At 68.1% G+C, this 14960-nt stretch carries 13 protein-coding genes; 8 read left to right on the top strand and 5 right to left on the bottom strand.

Annotated elements, in window-relative coordinates:
* On the bottom strand, positions 1 to 247 hold a 247-nt coding region (locus MBA17_RS48705), incomplete at its 3' end, for an ABC transporter transmembrane domain-containing protein (protein ID WP_274387105.1).
* 120 nt (positions 248 to 367) lie between these two features.
* Positions 368 to 1207: a PaaX family transcriptional regulator gene (locus MBA17_RS48700; protein WP_238505782.1), complete on the bottom strand. Its 840-nt coding sequence runs from the start codon at positions 1205 to 1207 to the stop codon at positions 368 to 370.
* 277 nt (positions 1208 to 1484) lie between these two features.
* On the opposite strand from MBA17_RS48700, the gene MBA17_RS48695 reads away from it, so the two are divergent.
* Together MBA17_RS48695 and MBA17_RS48690 are read left to right on the top strand one after the other, a co-directional pair.
* A complete protein-coding gene (locus MBA17_RS48695) occupies positions 1485 to 3650 on the top strand; it encodes a thiamine pyrophosphate-dependent enzyme (protein ID WP_238505781.1) in 2166 nt (721 codons plus the stop codon).
* Positions 3650 to 5311, top strand: a complete 1662-nt coding sequence (locus MBA17_RS48690) for an indolepyruvate oxidoreductase subunit beta family protein (RefSeq protein ID WP_238505780.1) — start codon at positions 3650 to 3652, stop codon at positions 5309 to 5311. The genes MBA17_RS48695 and MBA17_RS48690 overlap by 1 nt, the downstream gene beginning before the upstream one ends.
* A gap of 46 nt (positions 5312 to 5357) precedes the next feature.
* Here the strand turns inward: MBA17_RS48690 and MBA17_RS48685 are convergent, their stop codons facing one another.
* Entirely contained in the window at positions 5358 to 6164 is an 807-nt protein-coding gene (locus MBA17_RS48685) for a fumarylacetoacetate hydrolase family protein (RefSeq protein WP_238505779.1), read from the bottom strand.
* Positions 6165 to 6252: 88 nt separating this feature from the next.
* Here MBA17_RS48685 and MBA17_RS48680 point away from each other — a divergent pair, with 88 nt between their 5' ends.
* Positions 6253 to 6669 (top strand): RidA family protein, encoded by a 417-nt coding sequence (locus tag MBA17_RS48680; RefSeq protein ID WP_238505778.1) that lies wholly within the window; start codon positions 6253 to 6255, stop codon positions 6667 to 6669.
* A gap of 116 nt (positions 6670 to 6785) precedes the next feature.
* On the opposite strand, the gene MBA17_RS48675 is transcribed toward MBA17_RS48680, so the two are convergent.
* Entirely contained in the window at positions 6786 to 9143 is a 2358-nt protein-coding gene (locus MBA17_RS48675; protein ID WP_238505777.1) for a bifunctional salicylyl-CoA 5-hydroxylase/oxidoreductase, read from the bottom strand.
* 257 nt (positions 9144 to 9400) lie between these two features.
* Here MBA17_RS48675 and MBA17_RS48670 point away from each other — a divergent pair, with 257 nt between their 5' ends.
* The 5 genes from MBA17_RS48670 to MBA17_RS50895 all read left to right on the top strand — a co-directional run bounded on the left by MBA17_RS48670 (position 9401) and on the right by MBA17_RS50895 (position 14393).
* Positions 9401 to 9883 (top strand): cupin domain-containing protein, encoded by a 483-nt coding sequence (locus tag MBA17_RS48670; RefSeq protein ID WP_238505776.1) that lies wholly within the window; start codon positions 9401 to 9403, stop codon positions 9881 to 9883.
* Complete coding sequence (locus tag MBA17_RS48665; protein WP_238505775.1) at positions 9880 to 10785, top strand: acyl-CoA thioesterase; 906 nt, start codon at positions 9880 to 9882, stop codon at positions 10783 to 10785. The genes MBA17_RS48670 and MBA17_RS48665 overlap by 4 nt, the downstream gene beginning before the upstream one ends.
* 37 nt (positions 10786 to 10822) lie before the next feature.
* Entirely contained in the window at positions 10823 to 12469 is a 1647-nt protein-coding gene (locus MBA17_RS48660; RefSeq protein WP_455432996.1) for an AMP-binding protein, read from the top strand.
* A 170-nt stretch (positions 12470 to 12639) separates the two neighbouring features.
* Entirely contained in the window at positions 12640 to 13065 is a 426-nt protein-coding gene (locus MBA17_RS48655) for an acyl-CoA thioesterase (protein WP_238505773.1), read from the top strand.
* Positions 13062 to 14393 carry an MFS transporter gene (locus MBA17_RS50895; RefSeq protein WP_238505772.1) on the top strand — a complete coding sequence of 444 codons (1332 nt, stop codon included), beginning with the start codon at positions 13062 to 13064 and terminating at the stop codon, positions 14391 to 14393. Before MBA17_RS48655 ends, MBA17_RS50895 begins: the two co-directional genes overlap by 4 nt.
* Before the next feature lie 28 nt (positions 14394 to 14421).
* On the opposite strand, the gene MBA17_RS48645 is transcribed toward MBA17_RS50895, so the two are convergent.
* A complete protein-coding gene (locus MBA17_RS48645) occupies positions 14422 to 14703 on the bottom strand; it encodes a hypothetical protein (protein ID WP_238505771.1) in 282 nt (93 codons plus the stop codon).
* Positions 14704 to 14960: the final 257 nt, after the last annotated feature.

The raw sequence follows: 14960 nt of genomic DNA, 5'->3' as shown, positions 1-14960 counted from the left end.
TCAGCTTGATGCCCGGCATGAACACCGCGACGAGCCGCATGCTGCGCATGTTGGCCTCACGGTAGTTCTCGTTCAGCTCCTCGAAGATCTCCTGATTGCGCGGCTCCCTGCGGAACGCCTGCACCGCCCGGATCCCGGTCATCGACTCCACGAAATGGACGATCACCAGTGCGACGGTCTCCCTGGTACGGCGGTAGACGATGCTCGACTGCCGTCTGAACCACCGGGTGAACAGGAAGCGGGACAAGTTCCCGGGAACTAACCGCCCAGCGGAGCAACGGCCAGCCCGCTGGTCAGGGCGCCACGTGATGCGTTTGGCGCGTAACGAGATGGCCTCGGGTTCAAATCCTCGTCGAGCGCTGACCGGCTATGCGCCACGCAGGGCTGACTCGGCGAATTTGTGAGCCGGTTTGGCGAGCCGTTCGCGGAGCTCGAAGAAGATGTCGGCGGCCCGCACTCCGTTCCAGTCCCCGGGGAGCACCTCCAGGGGCAGCCCGGGATCGGAGTAAGGAAGGCGGCGCCAGTCGGTCAGAGCGCCGATGTAGTCGGTGAACGCCTGAGCGGGATCAGTGTCCGCGCCGTCGCGGTAGCCGTCGAGAATCGGCTGGTGGCGGTCCAGGAATTCCTGGTGGAGCGCTTGCAGGCGGGTCAGGTCCCACCAATCGGCGACCTGGCCAGCGACATCGGCAAAGGCGACGTGCTGCGCCTGGAAGAGATTGACGTAGGCGCTCAGCCCGTGGCGCTCCAGGGCGTCACGCGTCTCGTCGAGCAGGTGGGCGGGGGCGATCCAGACCCCCGCTGCGACCGTTCCGAATCCGAGCCAGGAGAGTCGCGAGCGCAACTGGTGTCGCTTGTCGCGCTCGGTCTCGGGGACGCTGAAGACCGCCAGCAGCCAGCCCTCGTCCGTGGTCGCGCGCCGGCGTTCGAAGATCCGGCGGTCGCCTTCGCGCAGGATCTGGTACGCCTTGTCGGTCAGCGTGTACCCGGCCACGCCGTTCATCTTGGCCGATGTGAGCAGGCCGCGTCGTTTGAGGCGGAAGATCGCGGACCGGACGGACGGCGCGTCCACCCCGCACTGGGCTAGTATCCGGATGAGCGCCGCGATGCTCATCCAGCCGCCGCTCTCGCGCGCGTACAGCCCGTACACCGTGACGATCAACGCGCGTGGCTGTTGGCCGCGCCCGGTGAATTCGTCGTCGTCTGCCACCCCGGTGCACCTCCGTGCTCATGCGCGCCCGATGACAGGAAGCGCTCTGTTTACGCAGAATTTACCGTCGTCATGATACCGAGCTTCACGGTCACCAGGCAGTGCGTCCAGAACGGATCGAAAGCCGAACGTCACCGCACCTGGTGTCCCGCACGTCTGCGCAACGTCCAACGGTGACGACTGAATAGATAGTGCGCCAATTTGACGGTCGACACATAAGCAGAAGATGAGTTAGCGTGTGAGGCCAGCCCACCTGAACGAACGAGGAGGAGCAAGCATGGCCGAGCGGTCCTTTGCCAGCGAAGTCCAGCAGCTGCGCCATGGCGCGGGGGCCACTCTGCACGTCGAGGGCATTCTGGCCGTCACCAAGGCCCTGCTTCAGTCCGGGGTCGCCTACGTGGGCGGATACCAGGGCGCGCCGATCTCCCACCTGATGGACGTGCTCGGCGACGCCCGGGAGATCCTCCAAGAGCTGGATGTCTATTTCGAGAACAGCGCGTCCGAGGCGACCGCGGCGGCGATGCTCGCGGCCTCGGTGCACTACCCGTTGCGTGGCGCCATCACCTTCAAATCCACGGTGGGCCTCAACGTGGCTTCAGACGCTCTGGCCAACCTGGCGAGCGGCGGTGTCACTGGCGGAGCGCTGGTCATCCTCGGCGAGGACTACGGCGAGGGCTCCAGCATCATGCAGGAGCGCTCCCATGCCTTCGCGATGAAGTCGCAGATGTGGCTGCTGGATCCCCGGCCGAACATCCCCGCGATCGTCGAGGCGGTCGAGACGGGGTTCGAGCTGTCGGAGGCGAGCAACACTCCGGTGATGCTCCAGTTGCGGCTGCGCTCCTGCCACATGCATGGCGCCTTCGTCGCCAAGGACAACGTGCGACCGCAAATGACGATCAAGGACGCGATTGAGAACCCCAAACGCGACCTCAGCCGGATCGTGCTCCCGCCCGCGAGCTTCCTGCACGAGCGGGAGAAGATCGGCTCCCGCTGGCCCGCCGCGGTCGAGTTCATCCGCGAGCGCGGCCTCAACGAGGTCATCGCGGGCGATGCCGCCGACGTCGGCATCATCGTCCAGGGCGGCCTCTACAACACGCTCAACCGGGCACTGGAACTGCTGGGCTGCTCAGACACCTATGGCAACACCCGGATCCCGCTCTACGTCATGAACGTGACCTATCCGGTCGTGGACTCCGAGATCCTCGAGTTCTGCGAGGGCAAGCGGGCGGTGCTGATGGTTGAGGAGGGCCAGCCCGACTACCTCGAGCAGAATCTCCACGCCATCCTCGGGCGCGCCGACGCGAGAACCGCGCTCCACGGCAAGGACCTGCTGCCGATCGCCGGCGAGTACACCGCGACCGCGGTGACCCGGGGCCTGTCCGCGTTCTTGAACAAGTACCGGCCCGAGGCCGTCGACGGAGCACCCGCGCTGATGTTGCCCGACGACGACCCCGGCAGCCCGTTCGCCCCCCGTGTGGAGCCCAAGGCGGTGCACGTCCGTCCGCCGGGACTGTGCACCGGCTGCCCCGAGCGGCCGATCTTCAGTGCCCTCAAGCTCGCCGAGCGCGAGATCGGCAAACAGCACCACATCAGCGCCGACATCGGCTGCCACCTTTTCGCCATCAACGAGCCGTTCAACCTCGGCGCGACCACCATGGGCTACGGCTTGGGCTCGGCAGGCGCGGCCGCCCTGAACTCCGCCGAGGCCGACCGCAGGACGATCGCGGTCATGGGCGACGGCGGCTTCTGGCACAACGGTCTGACCAGCGGTGTGGGCAACGCCGTCTTCAACGACACCGACCAGCTGCTTCTCGTGGTCGACAACGAATACGCCGCGGCGACCGGAGGTCAGGACGTCCTGTCCTCCCAGGCCGACAATCCGATCCGCTCCACCAAGCACCCGATCGAGAAGGCCGTGCGCGGCGTAGGGGTCAAGTGGGCCACGACAGTCACGAACACCTACAAGGTGGGCGAGCTGCGCGACCTGTTCGTGGAAGCGCTGACCTCCGAGCAACGGGGCCCGAAGGTCATCGTCGCGCAGAGCGAGTGCCAGCTGAACCGGCAGCGCCGCATCAAGCCTGAGACCAACAAGAAGATCAAAGAGGGCAAGCGCGTCGTCCGGCAGCGTTTCGGTGTGGACGCCGACACCTGCACCGGGGACCACGCCTGCATCCGGGTGTCCGGGTGTCCCTCTCTCACGATCAAACCGAACCCCGACCCCATGCGGACCGATCCGGTCGCCACAGTGATCGACAGTTGCGTCGGCTGCGGCGTGTGCGGGGCGAACGCCCACGCGGCATCGCTCTGCCCGTCGTTCTACCGGACCGATGTGGTCGTCAACGAGACATGGTGGGACCGCGCTCTCACCAGGGTGCGGACGGCCTGGATCAGGGCGCTGTCCGCACCCGTCGAACGCCGCGCGGCGAAGTACGAGGTGGTTTGATGTCGAGCTGGCAGTCCGGGCGGCGCCCGATAACGATCGCGATCCTGGCAATGGGAGGGGAGGGCGGAGGTGTCCTGTCCGACTGGATCGTCTCCGTGGGCGAAGCCGCCGGGTACACCGCCCAGAGCACCTCGGTGGCCGGGGTCGCGCAGCGTACCGGCGCGACGGTCTACTACGTAGAACTGTTCCCGCCGTCCGAGAAGGCGGTTCCCGAGGGCGCCCGGTCCGAACCGGTGCTCAGCCTCTTCCCCACTCCCGGCGAGGTCGACATCGTCATCGCCTCCGAGCTGATGGAGGCCGGGCGGGCGATCCAGCGCGGCTTCTGCACCCCCGACCGGACGACCTTGATCGCCTCCACCAACCGGGTCTACGCGATCACCGAACGGATCGCGCTCGGCGACGGCCGCGCCGACAGTGACCAGTTGATTCAGGACGCCCACGTCGCCGCCAAGCGCTTCGTCGGCGCGAACTTCATGCTCCTCGCCGAAAAGGCGCGCAGCGTGATCAGTGCCTCGCTGTTCGGCGCGCTGGCCGGTTCGGCGGCGCTGCCGTTCACCCGTGAGCAGTTCGAGGCTGCGGTACGTACGTCAGGGAAAGCCGTCGAGGCGTCCCTCTCCGCGTTCGCCCTCGGGTTCGACGCGGCGCGGCAACCCGCGCCCACGCCCGCGCCCTCCCGCCCGGCGGACAGCGGACCGGTGCCGGTCACCATTGGCCTCCGCCCTCCGCACGACGCCGCGGCCGAGGCCGCCGCCGCGGAGGATGAGCGGCACAGGACACTCGCGGCCACCGCCCCTGGGCAACTCGTCGGACCGGCCCTTCAGGCACAGGCTGCTCGGGTGGCCGAGTTCCCCGACCCTGCCCGCTCCATGCTCCTGCACGGCTGCGTACGGACCGCCGTCTACCAGGGGGTGTCCTACACCGACAGTTATCTCGCCCGGGTCGCCCGGGTGACGGCGCTGGAGTCCGAGGACAAGGGTGCCGCGCGCCTCACCACCGAGACGGCCCGCCACGCCGCGCTCTGGATGTGCTACCAGGACACGACCCACGTCGCGCAGCAGAAGATCCGGCGGCGCCGGATCGCGGGCATCCGCGAGGAAGCGCATGCCAAGTCCGGCCAGCTCATGCAGGTTCGCGAGTACCTCCACCCTCAGATCGACGAGATCACCGACACCCTCCCCACTCGCCTGGGCCAGCGGCTGGCCGGCTCGACGCCCTTCCGCCGAGTCGTCACGAAGCTGACCCGCAACGGGATGGTCGTCAACACCACCTCCGTCGCCGGCTTCACGGCGCTGTGGGTGCTGGCCCGGATGCGCCCGCTGCGGCCTCGCTCGCTACGCTTCGGCCGGGAGCAGGCGGGGATCGACGCCTGGCTCGACCTCGTCGTGCGGACCGCGCCCGACGACTACGACCTGGCCTGCGAGATCGTCGAATGCCAGGGCGTGCTCAAGGGATACGGGCAGACCCACTCCCACGGCAGCGAGAGTTTCGCCGTCCTCATGGACTCCGCCCGACGGCTCGCGGGCCGTGCCGACGCCGCCTCCGCACTCGCGCGGCTACGCGCCGCCGCGCTCGCCGACGACGACGGCACCACGCTTCGTGCCGCCGTCACCTCGGTCTTGGGAGAACGGCTCGCCGACGAGCGGCCTTCCTTGACGGCCTGACCGCACTGCGCCACTTGGACATGGAGCGGGTGAACGTCTGTGCGGGTCAAGGGAGGAGGCGGACCCGGTTGCGCAAGACACCGATCCCGTCGATCTCGGTTTCGACGAGGTCGCCGTCGGCGAGGAATCGCGGCGGATCCATGGCCGCGCCGATGCCGCCGGGAGTGCCGGTGAGGACAAGATCGCCGGGCCGGAGCACCGTGAAGGTGGAGATGTAGGCGAGCAGCGCGGCACAGTCGAAGACCAGCGTGCGGGTGTTCGCGCTTTGGACGAGCTCGCCGTTGACGCGGCAGCGGATCGCGACGCCGGCGAGAGGGTCGAGATCATCGGGCGTGACCACGACCGGACCGATCGGTGTAGTACGGTCCCAGGCCTTGCCCTGGAACCATTGCAGGGTGCGCCTCTGCCAGTCGCGCACGGAAATGTCGTTGGCGACGGTGTAGCCGGCGATGGCGGCTGCAGCCTCGTCCCGGTCGGCTCCGCGGATCGGGCGCCCGACGACGACGGCGAGCTCGGCCTCCCAGTCCAGGGCGACGTCCTTCGGCACCAAGATCTCTTCGGCCGGCCCGAGCAGGGTGTCGGCGTGCTTGGCGAAAAGCGTCGGGTGGGACGGCAGATCACGGCCGGTTTCCGCGATGTGGTCGGCGTAGTTCAACCCGCAGCAGATCACCTTGCCGGGGCACGGCAGCGGGTTGACCGGCTCCCAGTCCGGCAAGGGCTCACCCGGCTCGGCATTCTGCCCGGCGAGCAGCCAGGCTCCCAGGTCCGCGGCGGGAAGACGCCGCCAGAGGTCGTCGACGAGAACAGCGGCGGTGCTCGTGCCCGCACCTCGGGACACAGTGGCGAGCTTCATGTACGTGACTCCTCAACGGCATCTATGTATCGTATTTTTCACGATCGTCAGATATTGTCAATATAGTATCAAGTCGAGAGGAAGCCTCGTGAAGCCCATCGCCATCAACCCCGACAGCCTTCCGAAGCCCAGTGGCTACTCGCACGGCACCCTGGCCGGGAACACGCTCTACCTGGGCGGGCAGACCGCGCTGGACGCGAACATGCGCATCGTCGAAGGCGGGATCGTCGAGCAGTTCCGCCAGGCTTTCTGGAATGTGCTGACCACCCTGCGGGCGGCCGGAGGAGAGCCCGCCGACCTCGTCAACATCACGATCTACCTGACCGACGTCGAGGACTACCAGGCGCACGGCAAGGACATCGGTGAGGTCTGGCGAGAGCTGGCCGGCCCGGTCTACCCGGCCATGGCCGGGATCGGATGTACGAGGCTCTGGCAGCCCGAAGCCATGATCGAGATTCTTGGCACAGCCGTGATCCCGGAGGAGCGGCTGAAGCCCCCCGCATGATGATGGCGGCCCCGGGCCGCCCATCGATTCAGATGACCCGGAAGCGCGAAAATCCCGTCCGATCGAGATGATCGGGCGGGATTTCGTCGTCCTTCAGATCGAGCTGCCGGTCCGGCTCACGGCCGCCACCGCGCGTGCCGGGTGGTGGTCACACCCTCGCGGATCAATTCCAGACGCGGCTTGGGCCCGTCGGTGCGTCGCGTCTGCGGCTTGCGGCGGCCGGGGCGCCAGGGGTCGGGCCACGCCGCCCCGGGTCCGGTGTAGGCCTGCTCGGCGGCGGCGTGCAACGTCCAGTTCGGGTCATAGAGGTGGACCCGGCCCAAGGCGCACAGGTCGGCGCGCCCGGCGAGCAGGATCGAGTTGACGTCGTCGTAGGAGGAGATCACGCCGACGGCGATCGTCGGGATACCGACCTGGTTGCGGATCTTGTCGGCATAAGGGGTCTGGTACGACCGGCCGAAGGCCGGTCTCTCCAGCGGGCTGACCTGACCGGTGGAGACGTCGATCGCGGCGGCGCCGACGGCGCCGAAAGCGCGAGCGATCTCCACGGCGTCGTCGCCGGTGATGCCCTCTTCGATCCAGTCCGTGGCCGAGATCCGCACGGTCAGGGGTTTGTGCCGGGGCCACACCGCACGCATCGCGGCGAAGACCTCCAGGGGGTAGCGCAGCCGGTTCTGCAGGCTCCCGCCGTAGTCGTCGGTGCGTTGGTTGCTGATCGGGGAGATGAAGGACGACAGCAGGTAGCCGTGCGCGCAGTGCAGTTCCAGGAGGTCGAAGCCGGCCTCGTCGGCGCGGCGGGCGGCGTCGGCGAACTGCTGCTTGATCTGCTCCATGTCGGTCCGGGCGAGCTCGCGGGGGGTCTGGTTGACCCCTTCCTTGTACGGCAGGGCGGACGGAGCGACGACCTCCCAGTTACCCTCGGGGAGTGGCTGGTCTATCCCCTCCCACATGAGGCAGGTGGAGCCCTTGCGTCCGGAGTGGCCGACCTGGATGCCGATCTTCGCCCTGCTCTCGCGGTGCACGAAGTCGGCGAGCCTCCGCCAGACGGCCGACTGCTCCTCGTTCCAGATGCCGGCGCAACCGGGCGTGATGCGGCCGCTCTCGGAGACGCAGACCATCTCGGTCATGACCAGGCCGGCGCCGCCCAGCGCCTTGCCTCCCAGATGGACCAGGTGGAAGTCATTGGGGACCCCGTCGACCGCCCGGTACATGTCCATCGGCGACACCACGATCCGGTTGGCGAGCTCCAGCTGGCCGAGCCGGAAGGGGTGGAACATGGGCGGCGTCCCGGCCCCGTCTCCGGCACGGCCCGAGTGCCGGCCGGCGAACCACGCGTCGATGCGGGTCACGAATTCCGGGTCACGCAGTCGGAGGTTGTCGTAGGTGACACGACGGCTTCGCGTCATGATGTTGAACGCGAACTGCTCGGGCTCCTGGCCGACGTACTGCCCCAGGTTCTCGAACCATTCCAGGCTCGCCTGCGCCGCCCGCTGAGTGGACTGGACGACCGGCTTGCGCTCGGCTTCGTAGGCGGTGAGCGCCTGGTCCAGGGTGGGCTGCTCGTGCAGGCACGCCGCCAGGCTCAAGGCGTCCTCCATGGCCAGCTTGGTGCCCGAGCCGATGGAGAAATGGGCGGTGTGGGCAGCGTCGCCCAGGATGACGATGTTCTCGTGACGCCAGCTCTCGTTGCGGACGGTGGTGAAGCTGATCCACTTGCTGTTGTTGGCGAGCAAGGAGCAGTCGCCCAGCTCTTCGGCGAAGAGCTCCTTCACCCGCGCGATCGACTTCTCGTCGGACTCGCCTGGAGCGAACTCCCGATTGGCGAACTCGTCGAAGCCGGCCCTGCGCCAGACGTCCTCGTGCATCTCAGCGACGAAGGTGCTGCCATGGGCGTCGAACGGATAGCCGTGCCCCTGGATCACGCCGTACGGCGTTTCGAGTACGTAGAACTTGAAGGCGTCGAACACCTTGTCCGTGCCGAGCCACATGTACTTGCAGGCGCGCCGCTCCAGATCCGGGTGGAAGGAGTCGGAGTATTTGGAGCGCGCGAGCGAGTTCAGCCCGTCGGCGGCGACCACCAGGTCGTGGGTCGCGGCGAGCTGTGCCACGTCGGGCGCCTCCACGAGGAAGTTGATCGTGACGCCGAGCTCCCGGCAGCGCTGTTGCATGATCTCCAGTAGCCGCCTGCGGCTGAGCGCCGCGAAACCGTGGCCTCCGCTGGTGAGCACCTGTCCCCGGTAGTGGACGTCGATGTCATCCCAGCGGGCGAACTCCGTCTCCATCTGGCGGTAGATGGTGGGATCGGCGTGCTCGATCCCACCCAGGGTCTCGTCAGAGAACACCACGCCGAATCCGAAGGTGTCGTCCGGAGCGTTGCGCTCCCATACGGTGATCTCGTGTTCGGGTCCCAACTGCTTGGCCAGGACCGAGAAGTACAGCCCGCCCGGGCCTCCTCCGATGACCGCAATCCGCACGGTGTCCTCCTCCTGTTACGACGAGCCGACGTCAAAGTATCGCGTCCAATCAACGATCGTCAACAAAACGCAATGGGCCTTGATCCGCCGTCCGCCCGAACACGACCCCGAACCTCGCATTTCGCGGCCGGGGGCGCCGCGGAACATCCGGGCTCGGTATTGACATTCCATGACGACCGTGAAAGATACGAGATATTCAACTGCTGGGTCCCACTTGCCCCAGACCGTCCGAATCCCGATCGAAACGGAGCCGACCCGTGGAGCCCGACTTCAGCAAGTACCGCCTCGAGGGCGACAACTCGATATATCGACTGCCCAGTGGTCTGGTCGCTCCGGTCGTGACACGCGGTGGTGCCGAGGACGCCAACACCGCCGGCTCGGGCGGGGCCGTCCGGATCTCGGGGGTCAGCATCCAGCACACGCCGGCCACCAGGCTGTGGTTCGGCAAGGTCAGCAACGAGCCCGGCTACCGCTCGGTGTCGCACCATCACGGCGAGGCCGAGACCGGCGGCTACGTCCTGTCCGGCCGGGCACGCATCTATTTCGGCGAGAAGTTCGAGGACTACGTCGACATGGAGGAGGCCGACTGGGTCTTCGTGCCGCCGTTCATGCCGCACGTGGAGTGCAATCTCTCGCGCTCCAAGCCGCTGGTGTGGATGACCACGCGCACGCCGGAGAACATCGTCGTCAACCTGCCCGACGTCGCCGACACCGACCTGCGCGACTGGCTGGACCGATGACGACCGGGACGCTCACGACCTCCGCGGCCTTCACCGCGGCGGTCACTCTGACGCCCGCGGACCCCGAGCACTTCGACCTCGCCTACACCGCCACCACCCAGCCCTGCCCGTGGCCCAAGGCGTACGGCGGCGACCTGGTCGCCCAGGCCGCGGCGGCGGCCATGCGGTCGGTGACCGACGGCAAGACCTTGCACTCGATGCACAGCTACTTCCTCCGGCCGGCCGACATCGGAGCGACAGTGCGGTACGAGGTGGAGTTGCTGCGCGACGGTCGTGGCTACAGCAGCCGCCAGGTGCGCGCCTACCAGAACGGCAAGCCGGTCTACGTCTGCCTGGCGAGCTTCGCCGCGGGCGAGGCCGGCGCGAGTTACCTTGCCGAGCCCGCCGAGATCGTCCCCGGCCCCGACGAGTTGCACGCTTCGGCGGCGTACCTCGCGGAGCGGAGCGGCGGCTCGATGACCGAGGAGTCGAAGGCTTACTGGTCCGCGGGCCGGAGCTTCGACATGCGGCACGTGCCCGGCCCGGTCTACCTCACCGTCGAGGGCGAACAGGTGCCCCACCAAGCGGTGTGGCTGAAGCCGTTCGACCCGCTCCGGCCTGTCGAGGGACTGAGCGAGGCCCAGCGAGACCTGGCCGCGCTGGCGTACGTCTGCGACTACACGATCCTGGAGCCCGTACTGCGGGTGCTCGGCCTGCCCTGGGCCAAGCCCGGGCTGATCACCGCCAGCCTGGACCACGCCATGTGGTTCCACCGTCCCGGACCGGTCGGCGACTGGCTCCTCTACGTCCAGGAAGCCGTCGCCGCCGACACCGGTCGCGGCCTGGCCGCCGGCCGCTTCTTCACCCACGACTACCGTCACTTGGCCACCGTCGTCCAGGAGGGCCTGATCCGCACCACCTGACCGCCACCCCCGGCGGCTCATGGAAGGACTTCCTCCCTTGTCCCCTTCGACCTCGGCGCACGTCGACACGTTCGCGCGTGATCACCTGCCTCCAGCACATCTCTGGCCGACCATCGAGTTCACCACACCGGACCTGCAGTACGGGGACCGGCTGAACGCCGCCACGGAGCTCATCGACGTCCCGTCCGCCACGTTCGGGGCCGACCGGCCCGCGCTGCGCACACCGACCGGGGAGACCTGGTCCTACGGCGAGTTGCGGACGCGTGCCAACCAGATCGCCCAGGTGCTGACAGAGGACCTCGGCCTGGTTCCGGGACAGCGGGTCATCCTGCGCTCCCCCAACAACCCGTGGACCGTCGCGGCCTGGCTCGGCGTGCTCAAAGCCGGCGGCGTGGTCGTGACCACGATGGCCGCCCTGCGTGCCCGTGAGCTCGCCCCGATCGTGGAGCGGACCCGGCCCTCGATCGCGCTGGTCGACCACCGGTTCGCCGACGAGGTGCGCGCCGTCCGGGACACCGCGCAGCCGTCACTGACGATCGTGGAGTACGGCGGAACGGGGCCCGAGGACCTTCTCACCCGGGCCGGCGCCAAGTCGGGCGAGTTCACCGATGTGCAGACCGCCGCCGACGACGTGGCACTGCTCGGGCCGACCTCCGGCAGCACCGGCGTCCCGAAGATCACCATGCACTTTCACCGCGACATCCTGTCCATCGACAACACCTTCGGCCGTCACGTGCTGAAGCCCGCCGCGGACGACCTGGTGGCCTGCTCCGCCCCCCTCGCCTTCACCTTCGGCCTCGGCATGCTCATCGTCTTCCCGCTGCGGGCCGGCGCCTGCACCCTGCTGACCGAGGCGGCCACCCCGCTCCAGCTCGCGGAGATCGTCGAACGCGAAGGAGTGACGGTTCTCGCCACGGCACCCACGGCCTACAAAGCCATCCTGCGAGAAGGCGCGGAACACAAGCTCGCCGGGCTGCGGACCGCGGTGTCGGCAGGCGAGCACCTTCGCCAGGAAACGTGGGTGCAGCTACGGGACCGGCTCGGGCTCAGGATCATCGACGGCATCGGCGCCACCGAGATGCTGCACATCTTCATCGCGGCCGCCGGCGACGGGATCCGCCCCGGCGCCACCGGCACGCCGGTGCCGGGATACCGCGCCGCCATCCTCGATCCCGACGGCTCCGAACTCGGCCCCGGCGAACCGGGGCTCCTGGGCGTCATCGGCCCGGTCGGCTGCCGCTACCTCGACGACCAGCGTCAGAGGAACTACGTACTCAACGGCTGGAACGTCACCGGCGACATCTTCCACAAGGACGAGGACGGCTACTTCTACTACGAGTCCCGCACCGACAACATGATCGTCACGTCGGGTTACAACGTCGGTGGGCCCGAGGTCGAGGCCGCCATCGACGCCCACCCCGACGTGCTCGAGTGCGCCGTCATCGGCCGCCCCGACGCCGAACGCGGCTCGGTCGTGTGCGCCTTCGTCCGGCTCCGCAACGGCGTGACCGGCGATGACACCAAGGCCAAGGAGATCCAGGACCACGTCAAGCGGGTCCTGGCCCCCTACAAGTACCCCCGCGACGTACGGTTCTGCGACTCCCTGCCACGCAACACGAACGGCAAGCTGCAACACTTCAGGCTTCGCGAAATAGTCCAGAACGAGCACGCGGCCGTGCCATGACCTGATCCGGGCTCGAACCGCCACTCCGGCGACATGCGTAAGGGACCGGCCGACCCCTTCCGCGACTCAAAGCAGACTCCCCGCCCCCAGAACCCCCACCCGCTGAGGAGACCCCATGTCCCATCAGAGCCTGCGCCGCAGGCCAGCTGTGAGCCGGGAGGACGTCTGACATGACGTCCGCAACGTTCTCTCACAAGACCGCCCCCGGAACCCGGCATGCCGTCACGATCACCCGCCGGGTCGAGTGGGCGGACACCGACGCCGCCGGGCACCACCATCACAGCGTCATCCTGCGCTGGGCCGAGGCCGCCGAGGCCGAACTCCTCCGCCGTCTCGGTCAGGAGCACCTGTTCGGCCACGCCCCCAGGGTGCGATACGAGGTCGACTACCGGGAGCGGCTCTGGTTCGGCCAGACCGCCGAGATTGAGCTCGCCATCGCCCACCTCGGCGAGAAGTCGATGCGTTACGAGTTCACGGTCCGCCACGGATCGAGTGTCGCGGCGGCCGGGAGCGTGGTGGTCGCGTTCGCGGCCCCTGACGCCGCCCACGCCGTATCGTGGCCCGATGATGTGCGAGCCGCTTTGGAGGCGCTGTGAGCAACAACGCGGGGCCTCGTGACTCGAGGTCGAGGATCGTCGTCATCGCGATCTGCAGCGCGACGATCATCATCGACGGATACGACCTGATCGTCTACGGCACGGTCGTGCCCACCCTGGCCGACGGGTCCGCCGAGTGGACCCTCGGCACGGCCGAGATCGGCCGGATCGGCTCGTACGCGCTGATCGGAATGTTGATCGGCGCGATGGTGATCGGCACGATCACCGATCTCGTGGGGCGCAGGCGCGTCATGCTCGGGTGCATCGCGTGGTTCTCGATCGCGATGGGCCTGGCGGCCGCGGCACCCACTGTGGAGTTGTTCGGGTTGGCCCGCTTCGTCGCGGGCATCGGTCTGGGCGGCGTCGTGCCGACGGCCATCGCGCTCACGATCGAGTACGCCCATCCGAAGCGCCGCAGCACCACGAACGCGTTCATGTTCTCCGGTTATTCGATCGGCGGCATCGTGGCCTCGCTGACGGCCATCGGCGTGATCCCGGCACTGGGCTGGCGTGCGATGTTCTGGATCGGCGCGATACTCGGTGCGCTGCTGCTGCCGGTGGCCTGGCGGATGTTGCCCGAGTCTGCGAACTACCTGCTCCTCCGCGGACGGGAGGCCGAGGCCGCCGAACTCGCCGCACGTTACGACCTGACCTTGGAGAAAGCGCCCCCGCGTACCAAGGAGGGACCGGCGGGCGCGATCAAATCGCTCTTCGGACGGCCGTTCCTCACCGGGACGCTCCTGTTCTGGCTCGGCACCGGCGCGGGACTGCTGCTCGTGTACGGGTTGAATACCTGGCTCGCGCAGATCATGCGTCAGGCGGGCTACCCGCTGGGGTCGGCGCTGGCCTTCCTCCTGGTGCTGAACCTCGGCGCCATCGTGGGCACGCCGCTGCTCGGCATGGCCGCGGACCGGTTCGGCTCCAAGCCTGTGACGTTCGGCATGTTCGCCGTCGCCGCCGTGAGCATCTTCCTGCTGAGCTTCCGCCTGCCGAGCGTGCTGCTGTTCGCGCTCGTCGCCATCGCCGGCGCGTGCACCATCGGCACGACCGTGCTGGTCAACGCGTACACGGCGAACTTCTACCCGGCCCACATGCGGGCGACCGGGTTGGGCTGGGCGTTGGGCGTCGGCCGGCTCGGCGCGATCTGCGGACCGATCTACGGCGGCGCCGTCCTCGCCTCCGGCTGGGGTATCGAGGCGAACTTCTACGCGTTCGCGATTCCCGCCCTGGTAGGGGCGCTGGCCATGCTCCTCGTGCCGGCCCGGCAAGACGCAGTGAGTAAGCCTCATCAGGGGGCCGATCAAACCGAGCCGCAGCTCCGCGGCTGATCCCGGGCCGACGGTGCTTCAGCCGGTGTCAAACGCCGACGTGATCGTCAGCGCTGCGCATGCCGAGGACGAAGGGATCGTTCATCGGCGCACCAAAGGTGAAGACGATCAGCGGGAACACGCCCCGGTGATAGAGATCGGCGGCACAAATCGCCACGCCGAGATCATGACTGCCAAGGCCGACACCGACGTCCGCAGGCCGCTCCACATGATGCAGGTCGTGGTAGTCCCACAGCATCTCGACATCAGCACGGATCATGTCGGGCAGGAGGCCCTTAGAGATCATCCGCGCCCCTTTTCGTGCCGTCACGCGACACCTTCTGATGCTGCTGCCAGCATAGATGCCGAGTCGTTCGGGCTGAGTGCCGTCGCCCGGAGGTAGTCGAACACCGTTGCCCCTGGCGCGAGAGTGGGGCATACGGATGGTCGGTGGTGGGCGGCAGTCGGTGTGGGCGTTGCTGCCGGCGGCCCTGGAGGCGTCGGCTTCGACGTGATCGGCCGCGAGACGAAGGCCAGGGCCGAGGCGGTACGGATCGCCGACCGCCTCGGCCCCAGGGGATCAGGCCA

The organism is Dolomitihabitans soli, assembly GCF_022213955.1.
Classification (GTDB): Bacteria; Actinomycetota; Actinomycetes; order Streptosporangiales; family Streptosporangiaceae; genus Streptosporangium_A; species Streptosporangium_A soli.
Note: the sequence above shows the minus strand (reverse complement) of the source record. Positions and strands in the feature narration are given on the sequence as shown.

What these genes read in the sequence shown, in the direction of transcription:
- MBA17_RS48690 (WP_238505780.1), top strand. Translation starts at nt 3,650, where the DNA reads ATGTCGAGCTGGCAGTCCGGGCGGCGCCCGATAACGATCGCGATCCTG.
- MBA17_RS48655 (WP_238505773.1), top strand. Translation starts at nt 12,640, where the DNA reads ATGACGTCCGCAACGTTCTCTCACAAGACCGCCCCCGGAACCCGGCAT.
- MBA17_RS48665 (WP_238505775.1), top strand. Translation starts at nt 9,880, where the DNA reads ATGACGACCGGGACGCTCACGACCTCCGCGGCCTTCACCGCGGCGGTC.
- MBA17_RS48695 (WP_238505781.1), top strand. Translation starts at nt 1,485, where the DNA reads ATGGCCGAGCGGTCCTTTGCCAGCGAAGTCCAGCAGCTGCGCCATGGC.
- MBA17_RS48685 (WP_238505779.1), bottom strand. Translation starts at nt 6,164, where the DNA reads ATGAAGCTCGCCACTGTGTCCCGAGGTGCGGGCACGAGCACCGCCGCT.